This window comes from Janthinobacterium sp. GW456P (assembly GCF_002127655.1).
In the GTDB taxonomy this organism is placed as follows: domain Bacteria; phylum Pseudomonadota; class Gammaproteobacteria; order Burkholderiales; family Burkholderiaceae_D; genus Janthinobacterium.
The window spans coordinates 26,937-46,154 of sequence record NZ_NEHB01000023.1 but is presented as its reverse complement, the minus strand read 5'-3'; the positions used below and the strand labels follow the sequence as shown (position 1 = coordinate 46,154).

The window sequence follows — 19,218 nt, the reverse complement described above, 5'->3', positions numbered from 1 at the left end:
GAGGCCGCCTGACTTACTTTTGCAGGCTGACCGACGCCGCTTTCGGCGCGCGGCGTCCCATCAGGAACAGCACGGCCTTCTTCAGCATGCGATAGATAAAGCGCACCATCAGCAGGGTCAGCACGCACTCGAGCATGGTCAGGATCATGGCCACGGCCACAGGCATGCGCGCGGCGCGGCGGTGGAACTTGGCCACGGCGCCATCGCGGGCGATTTCGATGCTGTCATAGAAGGTCGGCACGACCAGCAGGGTCAGGATCGTCGAGGTGATGGTGCCGCCGATGATGGCGATCGCCAATGGACGGTAGAACTCGCCGCCCTCGCCCAGGCCCAGCGCCACGGGGAACATGCCGGCGATCAGCGCGAACGTCGTCATCAGGATGGGGCGCAGACGCATGCGGCCCGCATACATCAGCGCATCTTCGCGGCCATGGCCCTCTTCCTCGCGCTTGCGCGCCGCGTCGAGCAGCAGGATGGCGTTCTTGGCGACCAGCCCCATCAGCATGATGATGCCGATAAAACTCATCAGATTGAGGGTATTGTTCGTGATCACCAGCGCCACCACCACGCCGATCAAGCTGAGCGGCAAGGACATCATCACGGCCACGGGCGCCGTGAAGGAACCGAACTGCATCACCAGGATCAAATACATCAGGCCGATACCCATCACCAGCGCGATCAGCATTTCCGTGAACAGCTCCTGCTGGTCCTGGCCGGCGCCACCGAGCGCCAGGCCGTAGCCGGGCGGGAAGTCGATGGAATTGGCCAGCTTCATGGCGTCGCTCGTCACTTCGCCATTCGAGCGGCCCTGCGCGTTGGCCGACACGGTGATCGTGCGCTTGCCATTCTTGTGCTCGATACCGGACGGGCCCTTGCCCATGGTAATGGTGGCGATCTGGTCGAGCGGCACCATTTGCGAGGTGCCCGTCACGCTGATCGGCAGGCGCTCGATATTTTCCGATGCCACGCGGTCGTCGGGATGCAGGCGCACGGCCACGTCGCGCGTCTCGCCCGTCGGATCGACCCAGTCGCCCACTTCCACGCCGGCAAAGGCCACGCGCAGCGATTGCGCCGCATCGTTGACGGAAATGCCCATCGAATTGGCCAGGCCGCGGTTGAGCTCAATCTGCAGCTCGTTCTTCGGGTCCTGCTCCGACAGGCCCACGTCGACGGCGCCGGGAATGGCGCGCAGCTTGTCCATGTAGGCGTTGGTGATCTCCATGAGTTTACGCGAATCGGGGCCCGTGAATTCCACCTGGACCGGCTTCTGCGCGCCATTGCTGAGGTCGTCGAGCACCACGTATTCGGCGCCCACCAGGCGCGACATCTTCTCGCGCAGCTCAGTGGCGATTTCCTTGGCCGAACGCTTGCGGGTGTTGCGCTTGCCGATATCGACATACACGCGGCCGCCGCCCGCATTGATGGAGCTGTTGGTATCCTTGGTTTCAGGCAAGGTGCGCGCCAGTACGGCGGCCGCTTCCAGTTTCAAACGCGAATACTCGATGCTGCTCGACGATGGCGTGCGCACATTGATCATCAGATTGCCCGAATCGGAGGCCGGCAGGAAACTCGTGCCGCCACGCGTGGCGTGCAGGGCGATGGCGCCCACCAGGCTGCCGAAGGCGATCACGGCCATCCAGCGGCGGTGATGCAGGGCCCAGGCGATCACGCGGCCATAGCGGTCGGCCTGGTGGTCGAACCAGTGGTTGAATCGTTCCAGCACGCGGCCGATGCCTTTTTTCGGCGCCGAGTGTTCCTCGACCGGGTCGCCCCAGTAGGCCGACAGCATCGGGTCGAGCGTAAACGAGATGCCCAGGCTGACGAGCACCGAGCACGTCACCGTCAAGGCAAACGGACGGAACCATTCGCCGGAGATGCCCGGCATGAAGGCCACGGGAATGAAGACGGCAATAATCGAGAAGGTCGTGGCGGCCACGGCCATGCCGATCTCGGCCGTGCCTTCCAGCGCGGCCGTGCGGCGGTCCTTGCCCATCTGCATGTGGCGCACGATGTTTTCACGCACCACGATGGCGTCATCGATCAGCACGCCAATGGCCAGCGACAGGCCCAGCAGGGTCATGAAGTTCAGGGTAAAACCGCACAGCCACACGGCGATGAAGGCGGCAATCACGGAGGTGGGCAGGCTCAGCGCCGTGATCAGGGTCGAACGCCACGAGTTCAGGAAGGCATAGACGACGAAAATCGTCAGCACGGCGCCCAGCACCAGCGATTCGATCACATTGTTCAGACTATGCTGGGCGTTTTCGCCACCGTCGCGCGTCACTTGCAACAAGGTGCCCTTCGGCAAGGTCTTGTTGATTTCCGCCACCATGTCGCGGATCTTGTTGGCCACGCTGACGGTGGAGGCGTCGCGCACGCGGGTGATCGATATGCCCACGTTGGGCTTGCCGCTGCGCACGCTCAGGCTGTTGACTTCGGCAAAACCGTCCTCGATGGTCGCCACCTGCGCCAGGCGCACGATTTCCTCGCCGCGCCGCTTGATCACCACTTTCTCGAAGTCGCTTGGCGACTCGATGCGGCCCACGAGGCGGATGCTTTTCTCGTCCAGGGTGCCGCGCACCTTGCCCACGGGCGCATTCGTGTTCTGGTTGCGCAAGGCGGTCACGACATCGCTGACGGACACATTGTATTCACGCAGTTTTTCCGCCCGCAGCAGCACGGACAGTTCGCGCTTGAGCGAACCGCCCACGTTGACCAGCGCCACGCCATCGACGGTGCGGAAACGGTCCGACAACACGTCTTCGGCCAGGCGCGAGATTTCCGCATGGCTTTGCGTATTCGACGACAGCGCCAGTTGCATGATCGGCTCGGCAGCCGGGTCGATGCGCTGCAGGATAGGTTCGCGCATTTCCGTCGGCAACTTGTAGCGCACGGCGGCAATCGCATTGCGGATATTGTCGGACGCCTCGATCAGATTGGTATTGAACGAGAACTTCAGGAAAATGCTGGCCGCCCCCTCATTCGAATCGCTGTTGACTTCGGTCACGCCGGTAATGCTCTGCAGCGACTTTTCCAGGCGGTTCACCACTTCGCGCTCGACCGTGTCGGGCGAGGCGCCAGGATAGGGAATGCTGACGACGATGAACGGCACTTCGACGTCGGGATTCTGGTTGACGCGCAGTTTCTTGAGCGCCAGCAAACCGACGCACATCATCGCCAGGATCAGGACGATGGTGGCGGTGGGCCGCTTGATACTGAAATCGGAAAGGAACATGGCTTAGTTTCCTTTACCGGCAACGGCGGCGCTGCTGCTGGCCATGGCGGCGGCGGGCACGGCTTTGCCAGCCGTCAATTCCACTTTCTGCCCATCCTTGAAGGTCGAGCCGGGCGTACGCAGCACGGTATCGCCGCTGGCCAGGCCGCTTTGCACTTCCCACTGGCCCGTGCGCACGTCGCGCGCGCCGATGCGCAAGGTGGTTTTATGCAGGGCCTTGTCCTTGACTTTCCACGTGTACGTGACGTCGCCGGCCTTCACCAGGGCCGAATCGGGGATCATCAGCGCGCTGACGGTTTCCGTTTCGATGCGCCCTTCCGCGTACAGGCCGGCTACGCGCGGCTGTTCCTTGTCGTTGAAATCGACCAGCACGGCCACCTGGCGCGTGACGGCGTTGGCGGCTGGATCGACGCGGCGCACCTTGCCCGTGAAATCCTGTCCTGGATAGCCATTGATGCGGAACAGCACGGGCTGGCCCACCTTGACGACGCCGATCTTGTCGGCCGATACCAGGCCTTCGAGGCGCATGCTGGTTGGATCGATGACCTTGATCAATTCCTTGCCGATTTGCGCCGTATCGCCATTCGATACCTTGCGCTCGCTGACGATGCCATCGAACGGCGCGCGCACGAGGGTACGCTGCAACTGCTGGCGGGCCTGGGCGGCGCGGCTCTTCGCGGCGGACAGATCGCTTTGCGCATTGTTGCGGCGGATTTCCGCGTCTTCCAGCGCCTGCGTCGACGTCATGCCCGAGGCGCGCAGGGTTTTCATGCGCTGGAACATGCGTTCCGACTGTTCCAGCACCTGGCTCGAGGCGCGGCTCGCTTCCTCGGCCGAATTGAGGCTGTCGCGGATGGCCGTTTCGTCCAGGCGCACCAGCACGTCGCCCCGTTTGACGATTTCGCCGTTTTCCTTCAGCACCTGGATCACCACGGCCGACACTTCGGCGCGCAAGTCCGCGTTGCGCTCGGGCTGCACGGAGCCGGTGATGACGGGGCCCGATGCCAGCGCATTGCTCTGGATGGTCAGCAAGTCTTCCGGGGACACCAGCAGATTGACGCTAGCGCCCGCCTGTTCCTTGCCATCCTTGCCGCCCTTGCCGGGATCTTTGGACTCTTTGCCGCAGGCGGCCAAGGCAGAAGCGATTGCCAGAACAAACAGGGTTTTGCGCAACATGGGTAATTCTCCGGATAGATTGAACCGCCAGCGTCCCGGCAGTCCGGATAGAACTGAAGACGTTAGCAGGCGTTTATTTTTATTAAAACCACAAGCGCCAAAGTATCCATGAGCGTGTCCGGGCATGTCAATCGGCCGTTTCCTGTAATGCTTTAATCGGTGGATGAAACGTAGTTTTTACGCCCTGAAACGCAAAACCCCGCCTTGAAGCGGGGTTTTGCGTTTCAGGAGGAAGGACGCTCAGCGGGCAAACACGGTGTTGATCAGGAAGCCGATCGCCACGCCCGTGCACAGGCCGCCAGCGATTTCCACCAGGGTATGGCCCATGCGCTCACGCAAGGTCTTGTGCGCGGCGCTGGCCGCTTCGCTGGCCAGGCGGTTGATGGCGGCCGCCTGCTTGCCCACGTGCTGGCGCAGGCTGTTGGCGTCGATGATGACGATGAAGGCCAAGGTCACGGCCACGCCGAAGGCGGGATGGCCTATGCCTTCGCGCAAGGCGATCAGGGTGGCCATGCTGGACACGACGGCGCTATGGTTGCTGGGAAAGCCGCCATTGCCGACCAGGCCGAACGCCCATTGCCGCGTGCGGACACTGTTGATCAGGAATTTGATCGGTCCGACCAGGATCCAGGTGATCAGGGGCGTGACGAGGTAAGCGATATCCACGGGGTATTCCTTCTTATATATATGTCGAGAGTGTGCAAGAGATTGCGGCAGCCGAATGGGCGCGCCGCAATTATCGCAGATCGTCCGCGCCAGCAGAACTGTCTGTTGTAGGTCTATAAAACGCCGCCCACGGCGGCAACTAATATAAAATCATGGCATATACAACAATTGACGTATATCAACACTGAGCGCGGCGCGCACAGCGGCGCGGATAATCAAACGTCTTTCAAACTTGCAACGGGGTACTCATGCGGCATTTCAGAATTTCCTTTTTAGTCACTTTTGTCCTGATGGCGGTGTCGGGCTGGTGGGGTTACAGCCATGGCGGCATGCCCGGCCTGATCAATGCGCTGTGGATCACGGGCGTGCTGGGCGTCATGGAAGTGTCGCTGTCATTCGACAATGCCGTGGTGAATGCCTCGGTCTTGCGCCACTGGAATGAATTCTGGCAAAAGCTGTTCTTGACGGTCGGTATCCTCGTGGCCGTCTTCGGCATGCGGCTGCTGTTCCCGCTCGTCATCGTTTCCGTCGCCACGGGCCTGGGCCTGGTCGACGTGTGGACCATGGCCACGACCACGCCCGACGTGTATGCCAAACACCTGACGGACAACCATGCGCAAGTGGCGGCCTTCGGCGGCGCCTTCCTGCTGCTGGTATTCCTGAACTTCCTGTTCGACGACGAGAAGGAATTGCACTGGCTGGGCTGGGCCGAGGAAAAAGTCAATGCGCTGGGCACGGAAAGCCTGGCCGTGCTGATCACCATGGGCGCCGTGGCCGCCTGCGTGGCGATGGGCCCTGCGGAAGCCAAATACAGCGTGCTCGCGTCGGGCATCGTCGGCATCGCCGTCTACATCGGCGTCAACTGGATCAGCGGCTTGCTGGAAGAAGGCGAACCGGACCTGCAGGATGACGCCGAGGAAGGCGCCGCGCCAGCCAAGAACGGCAATGGCGACCTGGTGAAAACGGTGGCGCGCGGCAGTATCGGCGGCTTCCTGTACCTGGAAGTGCTGGACGCCTCGTTCAGCTTTGACGGCGTGATCGGCGCGTTCGCCATCACCAACGACGTCGTCATCATCATGCTGGGCCTGGCCATCGGCGCCATGTTCGTGCGCTCGATGACGGTGTACCTGGTGCACAAGGGCACCTTGGACGAATTCGTTTACCTCGAGCACGGCGCCCATTATGCGATCGGCATCCTCGCCTTGATCATGCTGGCGTCCGTCAAGTACCATATCCCGGAGTGGTTCACGGGCCTGTCGGGCGTGGCCTTCATCCTGGTCTCGCTGTGGTCGTCCTTGCGCTATCGCAAACGGCACGCGGCACAAGCTTGAAATCGGGGAATTCATCCCCAATTGAGAGAGTAATGGCACGAGCGTCTTATGCGCTCATCCCATGAAGGCATGATCGAGTTTAATTTTTTTAAGGAGCACCACATGGCAATCAGTTTGCAAAAAGGCGGCAACGTCAACCTGAGCAAGGAAGCACCGAACCTGAAGAAGATCATCGTCGGCCTCGGCTGGGATCCTCGTTCGACGGACGGCGCCACCTTCGACCTTGACGGCAGTGCTTTCCTCCTGAAAAACGACGGCAAAGTCCGTGGCGACTCTGACTTCATCTTCTACAACAACCTGAAGTCGACCGACGGCTCCGTCGTGCACACGGGCGACAACACCACGGGCGAAGGCGAAGGCGACGATGAGCGCATCGAAATCGACCTGACCCGCGTGCCAGCCGACATCGACCGCATCAGCATCACCGTCACCATCCACGACGCCGACGCGCGCCGCCAGAACTTCGGCATGGTGTCGAAAGCCTTCATCCGCTGCCTGAACGCGGAAGGCGAAAAAGAAATCGCCCGCTACGACCTGTCCGAAGACAGCTCGACGGAAACGGCGATGATCTTTGGCGAGATCTACCGCTACAACGGCGAATGGAAGTTCAAGGCCATCGGCCAGGGCTTCAACGGCGGCCTGGGCCCCCTCGCACGCTCGTTCGGCGTCAACGCTTAAATTCACGCTCGTTAAACCTACTGCGCCGCTCACTTTCGGGCCTGCGTTGCTCGCTGTACCTGCGTACAGCTGCGCGACTTAACCCGAAATCGCGCTTGCTCGCTACGGTTTTCCGAGGTGAATTGCACTTTTGTCATATCATTACTGCCGCCTGAATATCCTCAGGCGGCTTTTTTTTGGAGATTTATCATGCCAGTATTTAGTGTCACCGGCGACGTCGACCCATTCCTGCACGTCAGCATGAAGCAGGGCGAAACCATCTATTGCGAATCGGATGCGATGGTGATGATGGAAACGGCGCTGGACTTGAAAGGCAAGATGACGGGCGGCCTGGGCAGCGCCATCATGCGCCGCTTTGCGAATGGCGAATCGTTCTTCCAGCAGCACATCGAAGCGGTGCGCGGCAGCGGCGACTGCCTGCTCTCGCCCACCCTGCCGGGCGCCATCGAAGTGGTCGACGTGGGCGCGCGCCAGTACCTGCTCAACGACGGCGCCTTTGTCGCCGCCACCTCGGGCACGGAAATGAAGGTGCGCACGCAAAGCATCGGCAACGCGCTGTTCGCGCAGTCGGGCGGCTTCTTCGTCATGGAGACGGCCGGCACGGGCCAAGTGGTGGTGTCGGGCTTCGGCTCCATGTTCCAGCTCGACGTCGAGCCGGGCAAGGACGTCGTGATCGACAATTCCCACGTGGTGTGCTGGGACAACAGCCTGAAATACGAGATTTCCGTCACCACGGGCGGCGGTGCCAGCGGCGGCGGCATCGGCGGCTTCCTCGGCAATATCGTCAACAGCGTGACCAGCGGCGAAGGTATCGTGCTGCGCTTTTCCGGCTCGGGCAAGGTCTTCATCTGCTCGCGCAACCGCGATGCGTTCTTAAAATGGACAGCCAGCGGCAAAGCTGGCTAGAGGCACCTGACCAAACCTACTACGCGTCGGCATAGGCGGCCTGCGATACTCACCGTACTTTAGTACGGTTGCGCTTCTCCGCCACCTCTTCCTTCCGCTCGCTACGGTTTTGTCAGGCGCTGTTAGTTTGTTGCTCAACGTTGTAGTTCAAAAAAATTCTAAGGCCAGGTTAAGTCTGGCTAGCTAGAATCCCCGCGCGCGCACCTGCGCGCGGCTTCCCCTATTTCCACCCGGTCCCCGTACATGCAAAGAGTCTGGTTCAACAAAACATTTTCCTCGGTCGGCACGGCCATGCGACTGATCCGCGAAGCCGATATGGCCGCGACCAGTGGCGCGCCACGCTATCACATCGTGTGCAGCAATACGAACGCGCATGCGGCCGCCTTTTTGTCGGCGCACGAATACGCGGTCGAACCGTCGGGGCTGACGGGCCTCGATTATGTCGAGTGGTGCCTGGAATTTTGCCGCGCACGGGGCATCACGATTTTCTGGCCCGGCAAGGAAGCGGGCCTGATCGGCAGCGCCAGCGCGCGCTTCGCCGCCATCGGCACGCGCGTGCTCAGCGTGGCCAGCGAAGACACGCTGGCCCTGATGCATGACAAGGCGCGCTTCTGCGACGGCCTCGACCTGCCCATGGCGCGCCCGGCCGACTACCGCGCCGTCACCAGCATCGCAGAATACGACGCCGCCTACGCCGAACTGCGACCGCTGCACCGCAAGCTGTGCATCAAGCCGTCCGAATCCGTGTATGGCCTGGGCTTTGCCGTGCTCGATGAAGAGCGCAGCAGCGCCCAGCTGCTGCTGACCGGCGCCGCCTACCAGATCAATGCGCAGGAGCTGCGCGCGGGCCTGGCGCAGATGGCATCGTTCAAGCCCCTGCTGCTGATGGAATACCTCGATGGCCACGAATACAGCGCCGACTGCGTCGCCGACCAGGGCAAGCTCATTTGCGCCGTGCCGCGCAAGAAACTGCACGCGGGCGGCAGCGGCCAGCTGATCGAACTGCGCGCCGACCTGCTGGCCGCCTGCGACAAACTGGCGCGCGACTACCGCCTCAATGGCGTCTTCAACATCCAGTTCCGCGAAGGCGCCAATGGCCTGGCGCTGTTGGAGATCAATCCGCGCATGTCGGGCGGCATCGGCATGGCGTGCGCGGCCGGCCCCAACCTGCCCTACCTGGCGCTGGCCGGCTTCGACCAGGGCTTTGACAAGCTCACCGTGCCCGTCATCCGCGAAGGCATGCGCGTGGGCGAAGCCGCCTACGCCGTGGAGCTGCCATGAACCTCGTCAAGCAGCAAATGCCCACGGGCGAACTGACCTTGAAGGTGGACGAGGCGCGCTTCCCGCTCGATTGGCTGATCGGCTTTGCCGCGCGCGCCAACGCCAAGCGCGGCTTTTTGTTCCTGTCGAAAGTGCTGGGCAAGCACTGGCCTGTCACGCCGCGCGCCATGCAAGCCATCCACGACGACCTGGCCGCGCAGATTCCCCCCAGCCTGCCCGGCCCAGTCGTCTTCATCGCCATGGCGGAAACGGCCGTCGGCCTGGGCCAGGGTGTGTTCGAAGCCTGGCTGCGCGCCAACCCGAACGGCAAGGCCTTGTTTTTGCACAGCTCGCGCTACCGTGTGGGCACGGTGCCCTTCTTCGAATTCGAGGAATCGCACAGCCACGCGCCGCGCCAGTTTTTACATTTATCGGATGCGGCCAGCGCGCTGTTTTCCACGGCCCGCAGCCTGGTGCTGATCGACGATGAAGCGTCGACCGGCAACACCTTCGCCAACCTGGTGCAAGTGTGCCGCGCGCGCTATCCGCAACTGGAAAAGCTGCACCTGGGCGTGATCACCAATTTCATGGGCCAGGCCGCCAACGCGGGCTTGAGCGAGCGTTTCGGCCTGCCCACGACCATCGGCGCGGCGCTGTCCGGCCAGTACGCCTTCCAGGCCGGCGCCGCGCCCGCTCCCGTGGCGGCCAGCGCGCAGCGCTTCGAAGCGAATGCGGAACGCGGCGCCAGCCCCGCCTTCGGGCGCATCGGCGTGGGACGCGCGCTGGCGGCGCCGCAAGGCCTGGCGGTGCAGCTGGCGCAGGAAATCGGCGCCGGCGACTCCGTGCTGGTGCTGGGCACGGGCGAATTCATGCACCCGTCGTTTTTGCTGGCGCGCGAACTGGAAGCCTTGGGCAAGAACGTGGTGGTGCAGTCGACCACGCGCTCGCCGATTCTGTCGTGGGGCGCTGTCGGCCATATCGTCCGCTGCGACGACAACTACGGCGAAGGCATCGCCAACTACCTGTACAACGTGGCGCCTGGCCAGTACCAGCACGTGTTCATCTGCCATGAAACCCCGGCCAACCCGGCCCTCATGCAACTCGCCGGCCAGCTGAATGGCCGCCTGTTCCACTTTCAGTCAGAGACCAAAATTGAAGAAATTCCTGTTTGTTGATCTGGACGACACACTGTTCCAGACCCCGAAAAAATGCCCTGGCGAGACCGATCTGCAAGCGGCCGCCTACCTGAAAAATGGCGAAGCCTGCTCGTTTACGACGGCGCGCCAGCGCGCCTTCTTTGAATTCGCGCAAAGCGGCATGACCCTGATTCCCGCGACGGCGAGGAACGGCGACGCCTTCCGACGCGTCGACCTGCCGTTTAGCAGCTACAGCGTGCTCGATTACGGTGGCATCGTGCTGCAGCCGGGCGGCGCGCTCGACGCGGGCTGGCTGTCCCTGATGCAGAACGACATGCAGACGGCCTTGCCCGGCCTGCGGGACGCCATGCGCATCATCGACGATTTCCAGGTCAAGACGGGCATGCCTTCGCGCGCGCGCCTGATCGAGGATTACAACACGCCGTTCTACATCGTCGTCAAGGACCATGAAGCGCGCGGCGAGCGCCTGGCCGACATCGAAGAGCAAGTGCTGCAGCAGTGGATCGCGGCCGAGGGCGCCGACTACTTCATCCACCGCAACGGCAACAATCTGGCCGTGCTGCCGAAAACCTTGAACAAGGCGCGCGCCGTAGCCTACCTGCGCGCGGAACTGGAAGCCGAACACGGCCCCATCGTCAGCTTCGGCATGGGCGACAGCCGTTCTGACGCCCGCTTCATGGCCGCCTGCGACTACGCCATCATCCCCAACGGCACCCAGCTGGCGGCACTCACGGTGGCGGCGCTATGACGCAAGACACGCAGCATTTCAGCGGCAGCTACCGCCAGGAGGACGTGGAGTTTCTGTTGACGCCGATGGCGCTCGAACCGATTCTCGACCTGGCCGAAAAAGAGCGCTTGATCCAGTCCGGCCAGCGCCACTACAGCGAAATGCTGTCGCCGGAGTCCCTGCCCTCGCCCGCCTACCTGGCCCTGTTCCAGAGCGCATTTGCCGCCAACCGCCTGCAGATGGCGCGCGACTGCCTGCGCCTGGCTGCCCTGATCGCGGCGCGGCGCACGGGCCCCGTCACCCTGGTCTCGCTGGCGCGCGCCGGCACGCCCGTGGGCGTCATCCTCGGGCACTTGCTGCGCCAGGTGTTCCAGCGCGACTGCAGCCACTATTCCGTCTCCATCATCCGCGACCGCGGCATCGATGCGAACGCGCTGCGGCACATCCTGGCGCAGGGCCATGCGCCCGAGTCCATCGTCTTCGTCGACGGCTGGACGGGCAAGGGCGTGATTTCGCGCGAACTGCGCCAGACGGTGAACGATTTCAATGCCGCCAATGGCACGGCCATCGATGGCGGCCTGTTCGTGCTGTCCGACCTGGCCGGCACGGCCGCCTGCGCCGCCTCGGCCAGCGACTACCTGATCCCGTCGAGCATCCTGAACGCCACCGTTTCGGGCCTGGTGAGCCGCTCCGTATTGAATGAAGCCATCGGCCCCGCCGACTTCCACGGCTGCGTGTACTACGCGCAGTTCGAGGCGCACGACCAGTCGCGCGCTTTCGCCGACGGCCTGGTGGCCGACGCCATGGCCATTGCCGCAAGCAGCGGCATCCCGCTGGCCGAAGCGAGCGACGCGCCCGCAATGGCGGCCCGCTCGCAAGCCTACATGGCCGCCGCGCAGCAGCAATACGGCATCAGCGACATCAACCTGATCAAGCCAGGCATCGGCGAAGCGACGCGCGTGCTGCTGCGCCGCGTGCCCGAGCGCCTGATCGTGCGCGACACGAATGCGCCGGACGTGGCACATTTGCTGCTTCTGGCGCAGGAAAAAGCCATACCCGTCACAGTAGAACCGGCACTGCCTTATCAGGCGGTCGCCCTTATCAGGAGCGCAGTCGATGGATAACAACTCCCTACACCCGCAAAGCGAACATAAAGCGGCGCTGGGCGCCTCCATGTACGTGCCGACCACGCACAAGGACTTGCTGGCGATCGCCAACGGCGACAAATTCAGCCATTTGCGCTCGGTCATCCTTTGCACCGAAGACGCCATCGCCGAACGCGACCTCAGTTACGCGTTGTTCAACCTGTCGCTGGCGCTGCAAAACATGGCCGACGAATCGGACACCTTGCGCTTCGTGCGCGTGCGCAATCTGGACGTGCTGGCACGCGTGCTGGCCATGCCGGGCGCCGACAAATTGAGCGGCTTCGTGCTGCCGAAATCCACGCGCCACAATTTCGCCGCGTATTTCGACCTGGTGCGCCACACGCATCATTGGCTGATGCCGACCCTGGAAACGGCGGAAGTGTTCGACGACGAGGAAATGAAGCAGTTCCGCGTCATGCTGTCGGCGCCGGAAGTGCGCCGCCGCATCCTGGCCCTGCGCATCGGCGGCAACGATTTACTGGCCCTGCTGGGCCTGCGCCGCCCCACCAGCGGCACCATCTATTCAACGCCGCTGGGCCAGGTCATCGGCCGCCTGGTGACGATCTTCAAGCCGCACGGTTTCCAGCTGACGGCGCCCGTCTTCGAGCACCTGTCGCAGGGCAGCTGGCTGGACGCCGAAGTGGCGCAGGACATGGCGCACGGCATGATCGCCAAGACAGCCATCCACCCGGACCAGGTGCCGCAGATCGAGCGCCACTACCAAGTGGCGCAGTCGGACATCGAACTGGCGCTGCGCATCATCGACCCCGACAGCCCGGCCGTGTTCCGCATGCAGGAATCGATGTGCGAAGTGGCCACGCACAGCAGCTGGGCGCTGCGCATCATCGAGCAGGCGCGCCTGTTCGGCATCCGCCATGCGGCCGATAACGCCGCCGCGCACCATTCGAATACCTCATTGACTCAACTTTCAAGCGACGAAGGGATTGCACGACCATGAACAATTTCACACGCGGACAAAAAGGCAAACTGGCTGACCTGGGCTTGAATGGCCCGTTTGCCGTCACGCTCGATATCGTTTCGGGCTCGATGGAAGTGGACGTCAGCTGCTTCGGCGTCGATGCGGCGGGCAAGCTGTCGGACGACCGCTACATGGTGTTCTACAACCAGAAAAGCGCGCCGGACAACGCCGTCATGGTGGAGTTGAACGGTCCCCGTTCCACCTTCCAGATCGACCTGTCCCGCCTGCCCGCCTCGATCGACAAGCTGGTATTCACGGCGGCGACGGAACAGGGCAGCATGCGCGCGCTGGGCAACTCCAGCATGGCGCTGGGCCAGGCGGCCACGTTTGCCTTCACGGGCAACGACTTCCAGGATGAAAGGGCCGTCATCATCGGCGAACTGTATCGCCGCGACGGCAGCTGGCGCTTCGGCGCCGTGGGCCAGGGTTTCGCGGGCGGCCTGGCGGCGCTGCTGAAGCACTTCGGCGGCAGCGAGGCGTCGCAATCGGCCCCGGCTCCTGCACCGGTTCCCGTCTCCGCGCCGGCGGCCCCGCCGACGGCAAATAAAATCTCGCTGTCGAAGATCCGCCTGGAAAAACGCGGCGACAAGATCTCGCTCGACAAGCGCGACAGCGGCGGCTATGGCCGCATCCGTGTCAACCTGAACTGGAACCAGAACGCCTCGCAAGGCCAGGCGCCCGCCTCAAAACTGGACACAGGCTTCCTGGGCAAGCTGTTCAACAAGCCGGCCGGCCGCGCGGGCGGCATCGACCTCGACATCGGCTGCCTGTTCGAGATGAGCAATGGCGCCAAGAGCGCCGTGCAGGCGCTGGGCAACAGCTGGGGCGCGTATGACAGGCCACCGTACATCCACCTGGAAGGCGACGACCGCACGGGCAGCGTCAGCAGCGGTGAAAACATCTTCATCAACGGCACCCATTTCGACCAGATCAAGCGCGTGCTCGTCTACGCTTTCATCTACGAAGGCGTGCCGAACTGGGCCGCCACGGATGGCGTCGTGACGATCGAGATTCCCGGCCAGCCAAGCGTGGAAGTGCGCCTCGACAGCGACAGCCAGCACGCCATGTGCGCCATCGCCATGCTGGAAAACCACGGCGGCAACCTGCAGGTGACAAAATTGGTGGAATACTTCGGCGGCCAAGGTAAAATCACGGCGCACCAGGCGATGGACGAGCGATACAATTTTGGCCTGAACTGGAAAGCTGGCCGCAAAGACTGAGGGAACGCTTAAAAAATTCCATGGCGGCGTTGCATTGCCTTGCCGTACTAGTCGTACTGTCTTCGGCAATGCGCCTTGCCCTGAACATTTTTAAGCATCCCCATTTTTTTACCTAAACAACCCTACCATGACCCCTACGACCAAAAAAGTCACCTTCGCCTTCGCCATCTTCCTCGTGGCCGGCTTCCTGCTGCTGGCAGCCTACACGTGGATGGCCCTCAGCTTCTCGTATTCGGAAGGCGAACGGGCGGGCTACCTGCAGAAGTTCTCCAAGCGGGGCTGGATCTGCAAGACATGGGAGGGGGAATTGCTGCTGACGGCGCTGCCGGGCACCATCCCGGAAAAATTCCAGTTCAGCGTGCGCGACGAGGAAGTGGCGAAGCAGCTGACGGCCGCCGCCGGCAAGCGCATCCTCGTCACCTACAGCCAGCACAAGGGCGTGCCTACGCAATGCTTCGGCGAGACGGAGTATTTTGCCGATAAGGTCGTCTTGAGCCAGTAAGAGAGACAGTCATACAAGAAAAAGTAAGACAACCGCAAGTCCAGCAGTCCCGCGCCGGCCAGCCATACTCGTGCCGGCGCCCTCCCTCCTCCGCTCCCGCCGCCGGCCCGCTCACGCAAGCAATACATGGCGCGCCTCACACATTCTCACTTTCTTATACACTCGCAATTAGTTCTGACTGGAACTTTCCATTACTGTAGTAAAAATGCACGATGCTTGCGCTAACGCAGCACGTCCAGCCAGCCCACCATTAGCGTGTATCACCACTATCGGAAATACCATGCGCATATGCCCCGCCGCCCTGGCCTTGCTGGCCGCGTCGCTCGCCCTGTCCTCCCAGGCACAGGATATCTCCGGCATGGCCGGTGCCCTGAAAGTCAACACGACCAATGAACGCACTTTTGTCGCCGCCATCAGCTACACGCAGCCGGTGGGCAACTACAGCGCCGTCAGCCTGTCGTACATCAATGAAGGCCACCCGCAAGACCATCACCGCGACGGCATGGCGGGCCAGGTCTGGCTGCGCACGGAAAAAGTGGAGCAAGGCCTGATGCTGGGCGCCGGTGCTGGCCGCTACTTTTTCTTCGACACGGCCAGGACCGACGACGGCCTGCACAACTTCGACAATGACCACGGCTGGGGTTCCATCGTCAGTCTGCAGGCGCGCTGGCAGTTCGACAATCGCTGGTATGCGCAAGCGCAGCTCAACCGCATCAAGCCCGACGGCAAGGACAACACCACGCACCTGCTGATCGGCGCCGGCTACCGCTATGACGGCGTGCCGGGCGCCAAGCTGCACTTGCAGAACTGGGCCCACGACGACACCTTGACCTTATCGACCGGCCACACCATCGTCAACAGCTTGCGCTCGGAATCCTCGCGCCCGTTCACCCTGGAATACCGGCGCGCGGCAGGAAAATACGTGGACTGGACGGTCACCGCCCTCGACGAAGGCAACACCGACCTGGCGCACCGGCGCGGCATCGCCGCCCAGCTGTGGCTGATCCGCTCGCTCAATGAAAAGGTGGAATTCGGCATGGGCGGCGGGCCCTACATGGCGTGGGACGGCCGCGACACCCAGGGCCACAGCACGCGCCTGACAGGCTTGCTGTCGGCCGTGGCCCGCTACCACGTCGACCGCCGCTGGGTGACGCACGTCGCCTGGAACCGGGTGGTGACCGATTACCACCGCGATGCGGATGTCATTTTGGTGGGGGTGGGGAGAAAATTCTGATGGAAAAACGTAAAAAATCTTGCTCTGCCGCTAAAGCAACGATATCGAACAAAACCGTAGCGAGCGGCAGTGATTTGTGGCGGAGAAGCGCCCCCGTACTTTAGTACGGGGACGCCGGGCCGGTGAGCATCGCCAGCCGCAAAGCGCGCCGCGCAGCAGATTTGGTTCGGTATCCTGCCTAACGCGAACGCCAGACGGCGCCGGCATCATTCGGCTGCGTCAGCCGCTCGATCACTTCGCGCGTCAGACTGGCCGAGCTCACCTGTTCGGCTTTCGCGCGGGCGGCGGTCAAGGAACTGGAAAACGCGCTTTGCGGTTGCTCCAGGCTGGCGCGCAGGGCGGCCAGTTCGCGCTCTTGCTGCTGCGCGCGCTCCATGTCCCGTTCCAGCAACTGCTGTTTGGCGGCCGCCATCGCGCGCGTCGTGTCGGCAGCCTTGCGCTGCAGAGCGGCGTGGGCTTGCGCACTGGCCAGCAAGGCTTGCTGCGCGTCGAGCTTCTCGCTGGCGGCCTGCCGCGCCGCCAGTTCCAGCTGCTCGCGCTGGCGCATGGCGTCAAACGCCTGCTGTTCCATGGCGGCGCGCGCTTCGGCTGCCGCCGTCGCCTGTTTTTCCGCTTCCAGGCGGCCGGCGATCGCTTGCGAGGCGCGCTCTTCGGCGCTGCTGGTCTGGCGCTGCTGCACCAGTTTTTGCGCGATCAGCGCCAGCGACTCGCGTTCGGCCGCGACGAAATCGCGCTCGGATGCCAGCAGCGCTTCGGCCGCCTGGGCTTTTTCTTCTTCCACGCGGGCGCGCTCGCTATGCACTTGCCCCAATTCCACGGCCAGCCGCGCCTGCGCCTGCACCGCTTGCGCGGCAGCGGCCTTTTTTTCACCTTCGACCAGCGCCTGGTCCATCAGGATGCAAATGGCGTCGGCTTCCTTGTCCGCCGCTTCCCGCAGGGCCAGTTCGGCCGCGTGCTGGCCGCGCAGCAGTTCCGCCTGCGCCTGCTCGGCGGCGATGCGTTCCTGCGCCGCGTTGAAGGCCAGCGCTTCGGCTTCCAGCTTCTCTTTCAAGGCGGCGATGGCGGCTTGTTCGGCGGCCAGGCGCTCCTGCTCGGCCTGCAGCAGCTGCTCTGCCTGGCGGGCTTTTTCCTGCGCCAGTTGCGCGGCCTGTTCCTGCGCGGCCAAGGCAGCCTTGCCGGCATCGACTTCGGCCTGCCCGGCTTCGTTCTGGCTGGCGGCCAGTTCCGCCGCCTGGCGCGCCAGTTCAGCGCGTTCCTGCGCCAGGCTGGCGGCGCGCTGCTGCTCTTCCAGTTCGCGGGCGGCCGCCACGGCGGCTGCCTGCTCGGCCGCTTCGCGGGCCTTGGTTTCTTCGAGGGCCGCCGTTTCCGCTTCCAGCTTGGCATGGCCGGCGATTTCCGCATCCTGTTCGGCGGCCACGCGGGCCAGCGCCACGGCGCGCAGCTGGCGGTCCACTTCGATGCGCGCTTCGGTGGCGGCCAGGATGCGCACGTCGGCATCGCGGCGCGCCTGCGCGCTGGTCACGGCGACCATTTCCAGGCGCTCGCGGTGGATGGCCGCGTCGCGCAATTCCTTTTCCGTCTGCAGGCGCAGACGCAGCGACTGCGCCGCATGGCGTTCCGATTCCGCCTGCGCCAGCGCGATGGCTTCGCGTTCCTGTTCCAGATGCGCCAGCGCGCGCGCTTCTTCCAGGGCGCGCACTTCGGCGGCGGCGCGGTTGAAGGCCGATTCCAGCGCGATCTGGTCGGCGCGCTCGCGCTGCACCGTCAAGTCCAGCGCTTCGCTTTCCGCTTCGGCCAGCATCTGCGCCGTCTGGCGCGCGCCGTGCGCGTGGCGCTCGCGTTCGCGCGCCAGCACGGCGACACGGGCGTCGGCCGAAGCGATGCCGACCATTTCTTCCTTGGCCGCCTGCACGGCGGCGACGCGCTCGACGGCCTGCAGGCGCGCCTGCTCCGTCTGCGCCTGCAATTCTTCGGCGGCGCGGGCGGCCTGCTCGGCCAGTTCCGACTGCACGGCCACCTGCTCGCTGGCGCGCAAGCGGCTTTCCTGCTCGGCGCGGGCGCGCTGTTCGGCGGCCAGTCGGATTTCATTGTCCGACTCCACGCGGGCGCGCAGTTCGGCCGTTTCCTGCTTGACGGCTTCCAGGCGGGCCACGCTGGCCTGCGCGGCGGCGCGCATGGTGTCGAGACGTTCGCGGTTGGCGGCGATCGCTTCCTCGGCCGCCTGCGCATTTTGCTGCGCGGCGGCGGCCGCGGCCGCGTCGATGGCGGCGCGGTCCTCGGCCAGCGAGCGCACGCGCGCCTCGGCCAGCGCGCGGCTTTCGGCGGCGCAGGTGGCCTTCGCTTCCGCTTCCACGCGGGCGATCGCCTCGTGGATGGCTTTCAATTCCATTTTCTGGCGTTCGGCGGCCGATGCCTTGCTATCGGCTTCGACTGCCGGCTCGGCTTGCGCTTCCGGCATCGCGGTGGCGGGAGCGACAGGAGCGGCGGCAGGCGCAGGGGCCGGCGCCTCGACCTTGCGCTCCAGGTCCTTGAAATCATGCAGCGACACGATGCTGTCCTGGTCGAACTCGTCGTCGGCGCAATACGCGACGGTGAGGGAGGCGGCCTGGCGCTGATTTTGCTGTGCTTGCATGATTTCTCGCTTATTCGGGTGAATTCCATTGCTTATAGGAATTTATTAGCACCATTATCGAACAGGCATGCACAAATCAGCGCGACAAGAAGAGCCTGTTTTACCGCTCTTTTCAGGATTTGCCAGGGATTTAAGCGTCCGAGAAAATGCTCAGGGCAAGGCGCATTGCCGAAGGCAGTACAAATAGTGCTCCTAGGCAATGCAACGCCGCCATGGTAATGCCGTTCAGATAGCGCCCCTACGCGACCAGTAGACCTGCAAAACGGATGAAAGACCCAGTCGCCCGCACAGGTGTACCGGGCCAAGCGAGCCTGAAAAATGTCGAGGGCAAGGCGCAGCGACGAAGACAGTACGCATGTACGGCGAGGAG

The 19,218-nt window shown here is 63.5% G+C and carries 15 protein-coding genes; 11 read left to right on the top strand and 4 right to left on the bottom strand.

The genetic code is table 11. The features are described 5' to 3' along the window. Positions 1 to 13: 13 nt before the first annotated feature. From CBW66_RS19870 to CBW66_RS19860, 3 genes are all read right to left on the bottom strand, one after another. Positions 14 to 3,235, bottom strand: coding sequence for an efflux RND transporter permease subunit (locus tag CBW66_RS19870; RefSeq protein ID WP_086139727.1), 3,222 nt, complete (start codon positions 3,233 to 3,235; stop codon positions 14 to 16). 3 nt (positions 3,236 to 3,238) lie between these two features. Then, positions 3,239 to 4,411, bottom strand: a complete 1,173-nt coding sequence (locus CBW66_RS19865) for an efflux RND transporter periplasmic adaptor subunit (RefSeq protein WP_086139726.1) — start codon at positions 4,409 to 4,411, stop codon at positions 3,239 to 3,241. A 240-nt stretch (positions 4,412 to 4,651) separates the two neighbouring features. Continuing rightward, positions 4,652 to 5,077: a divergent PAP2 family protein gene (locus tag CBW66_RS19860; protein WP_086139725.1), complete on the bottom strand. Its 426-nt coding sequence runs from the start codon at positions 5,075 to 5,077 to the stop codon at positions 4,652 to 4,654. Positions 5,078 to 5,325: 248 nt separating this feature from the next. Here CBW66_RS19860 and CBW66_RS19855 point away from each other — a divergent pair, with 248 nt between their 5' ends. The 11 genes from CBW66_RS19855 to CBW66_RS19805 all read left to right on the top strand — a co-directional run bounded on the left by CBW66_RS19855 (position 5,326) and on the right by CBW66_RS19805 (position 16,216). Next, a complete protein-coding gene (locus tag CBW66_RS19855; protein ID WP_086139724.1) occupies positions 5,326 to 6,408 on the top strand; it encodes a DUF475 domain-containing protein in 1,083 nt (360 codons plus the stop codon). A gap of 102 nt (positions 6,409 to 6,510) precedes the next feature. After that, positions 6,511 to 7,086: a TerD family protein gene (locus CBW66_RS19850; RefSeq protein WP_070290657.1), complete on the top strand. Its 576-nt coding sequence runs from the start codon at positions 6,511 to 6,513 to the stop codon at positions 7,084 to 7,086. Between the two features lie 189 nt (positions 7,087 to 7,275). Next, positions 7,276 to 7,992 (top strand): TIGR00266 family protein, encoded by a 717-nt coding sequence (locus CBW66_RS19845; protein WP_035826041.1) that lies wholly within the window; start codon positions 7,276 to 7,278, stop codon positions 7,990 to 7,992. Positions 7,993 to 8,283: 291 nt separating this feature from the next. After that, on the top strand, positions 8,284 to 9,273 hold the full coding sequence (locus CBW66_RS19840; RefSeq protein ID WP_230492167.1) for an ATP-grasp domain-containing protein: 990 nt from the start codon (positions 8,284 to 8,286) through the stop codon (positions 9,271 to 9,273). Beyond that, positions 9,270 to 10,427: a phosphoribosyltransferase domain-containing protein gene (locus tag CBW66_RS19835; RefSeq protein WP_086139722.1), complete on the top strand. Its 1,158-nt coding sequence runs from the start codon at positions 9,270 to 9,272 to the stop codon at positions 10,425 to 10,427. The genes CBW66_RS19840 and CBW66_RS19835 overlap by 4 nt, the downstream gene beginning before the upstream one ends. Continuing rightward, positions 10,405 to 11,157 carry an HAD family hydrolase gene (locus CBW66_RS19830; protein WP_086139721.1) on the top strand — a complete coding sequence of 251 codons (753 nt, stop codon included), beginning with the start codon at positions 10,405 to 10,407 and terminating at the stop codon, positions 11,155 to 11,157. Before CBW66_RS19835 ends, CBW66_RS19830 begins: the two co-directional genes overlap by 23 nt. Next, a complete protein-coding gene (locus CBW66_RS19825) occupies positions 11,154 to 12,260 on the top strand; it encodes a cysteine protease StiP family protein (RefSeq protein ID WP_086139720.1) in 1,107 nt (368 codons plus the stop codon). The genes CBW66_RS19830 and CBW66_RS19825 overlap by 4 nt, the downstream gene beginning before the upstream one ends. Further along, positions 12,253 to 13,239: an HpcH/HpaI aldolase/citrate lyase family protein gene (locus tag CBW66_RS19820; protein WP_086139719.1), complete on the top strand. Its 987-nt coding sequence runs from the start codon at positions 12,253 to 12,255 to the stop codon at positions 13,237 to 13,239. Before CBW66_RS19825 ends, CBW66_RS19820 begins: the two co-directional genes overlap by 8 nt. Continuing rightward, complete coding sequence (locus CBW66_RS19815) at positions 13,236 to 14,480, top strand: TerD family protein (RefSeq protein WP_086139718.1); 1,245 nt, start codon at positions 13,236 to 13,238, stop codon at positions 14,478 to 14,480. Before CBW66_RS19820 ends, CBW66_RS19815 begins: the two co-directional genes overlap by 4 nt. A 127-nt stretch (positions 14,481 to 14,607) precedes the next feature. Continuing rightward, positions 14,608 to 14,982, top strand: coding sequence for a hypothetical protein (locus CBW66_RS19810; RefSeq protein ID WP_046682297.1), 375 nt, complete (start codon positions 14,608 to 14,610; stop codon positions 14,980 to 14,982). A gap of 280 nt (positions 14,983 to 15,262) precedes the next feature. Beyond that, positions 15,263 to 16,216 carry a hypothetical protein gene (locus CBW66_RS19805; RefSeq protein WP_086139717.1) on the top strand — a complete coding sequence of 318 codons (954 nt, stop codon included), beginning with the start codon at positions 15,263 to 15,265 and terminating at the stop codon, positions 16,214 to 16,216. A 178-nt stretch (positions 16,217 to 16,394) separates the two neighbouring features. On the opposite strand, the gene CBW66_RS19800 is transcribed toward CBW66_RS19805, so the two are convergent. After that, positions 16,395 to 18,848, bottom strand: coding sequence for a hypothetical protein (locus CBW66_RS19800; protein WP_086148647.1), 2,454 nt, complete (start codon positions 18,846 to 18,848; stop codon positions 16,395 to 16,397). Positions 18,849 to 19,218: the final 370 nt, after the last annotated feature.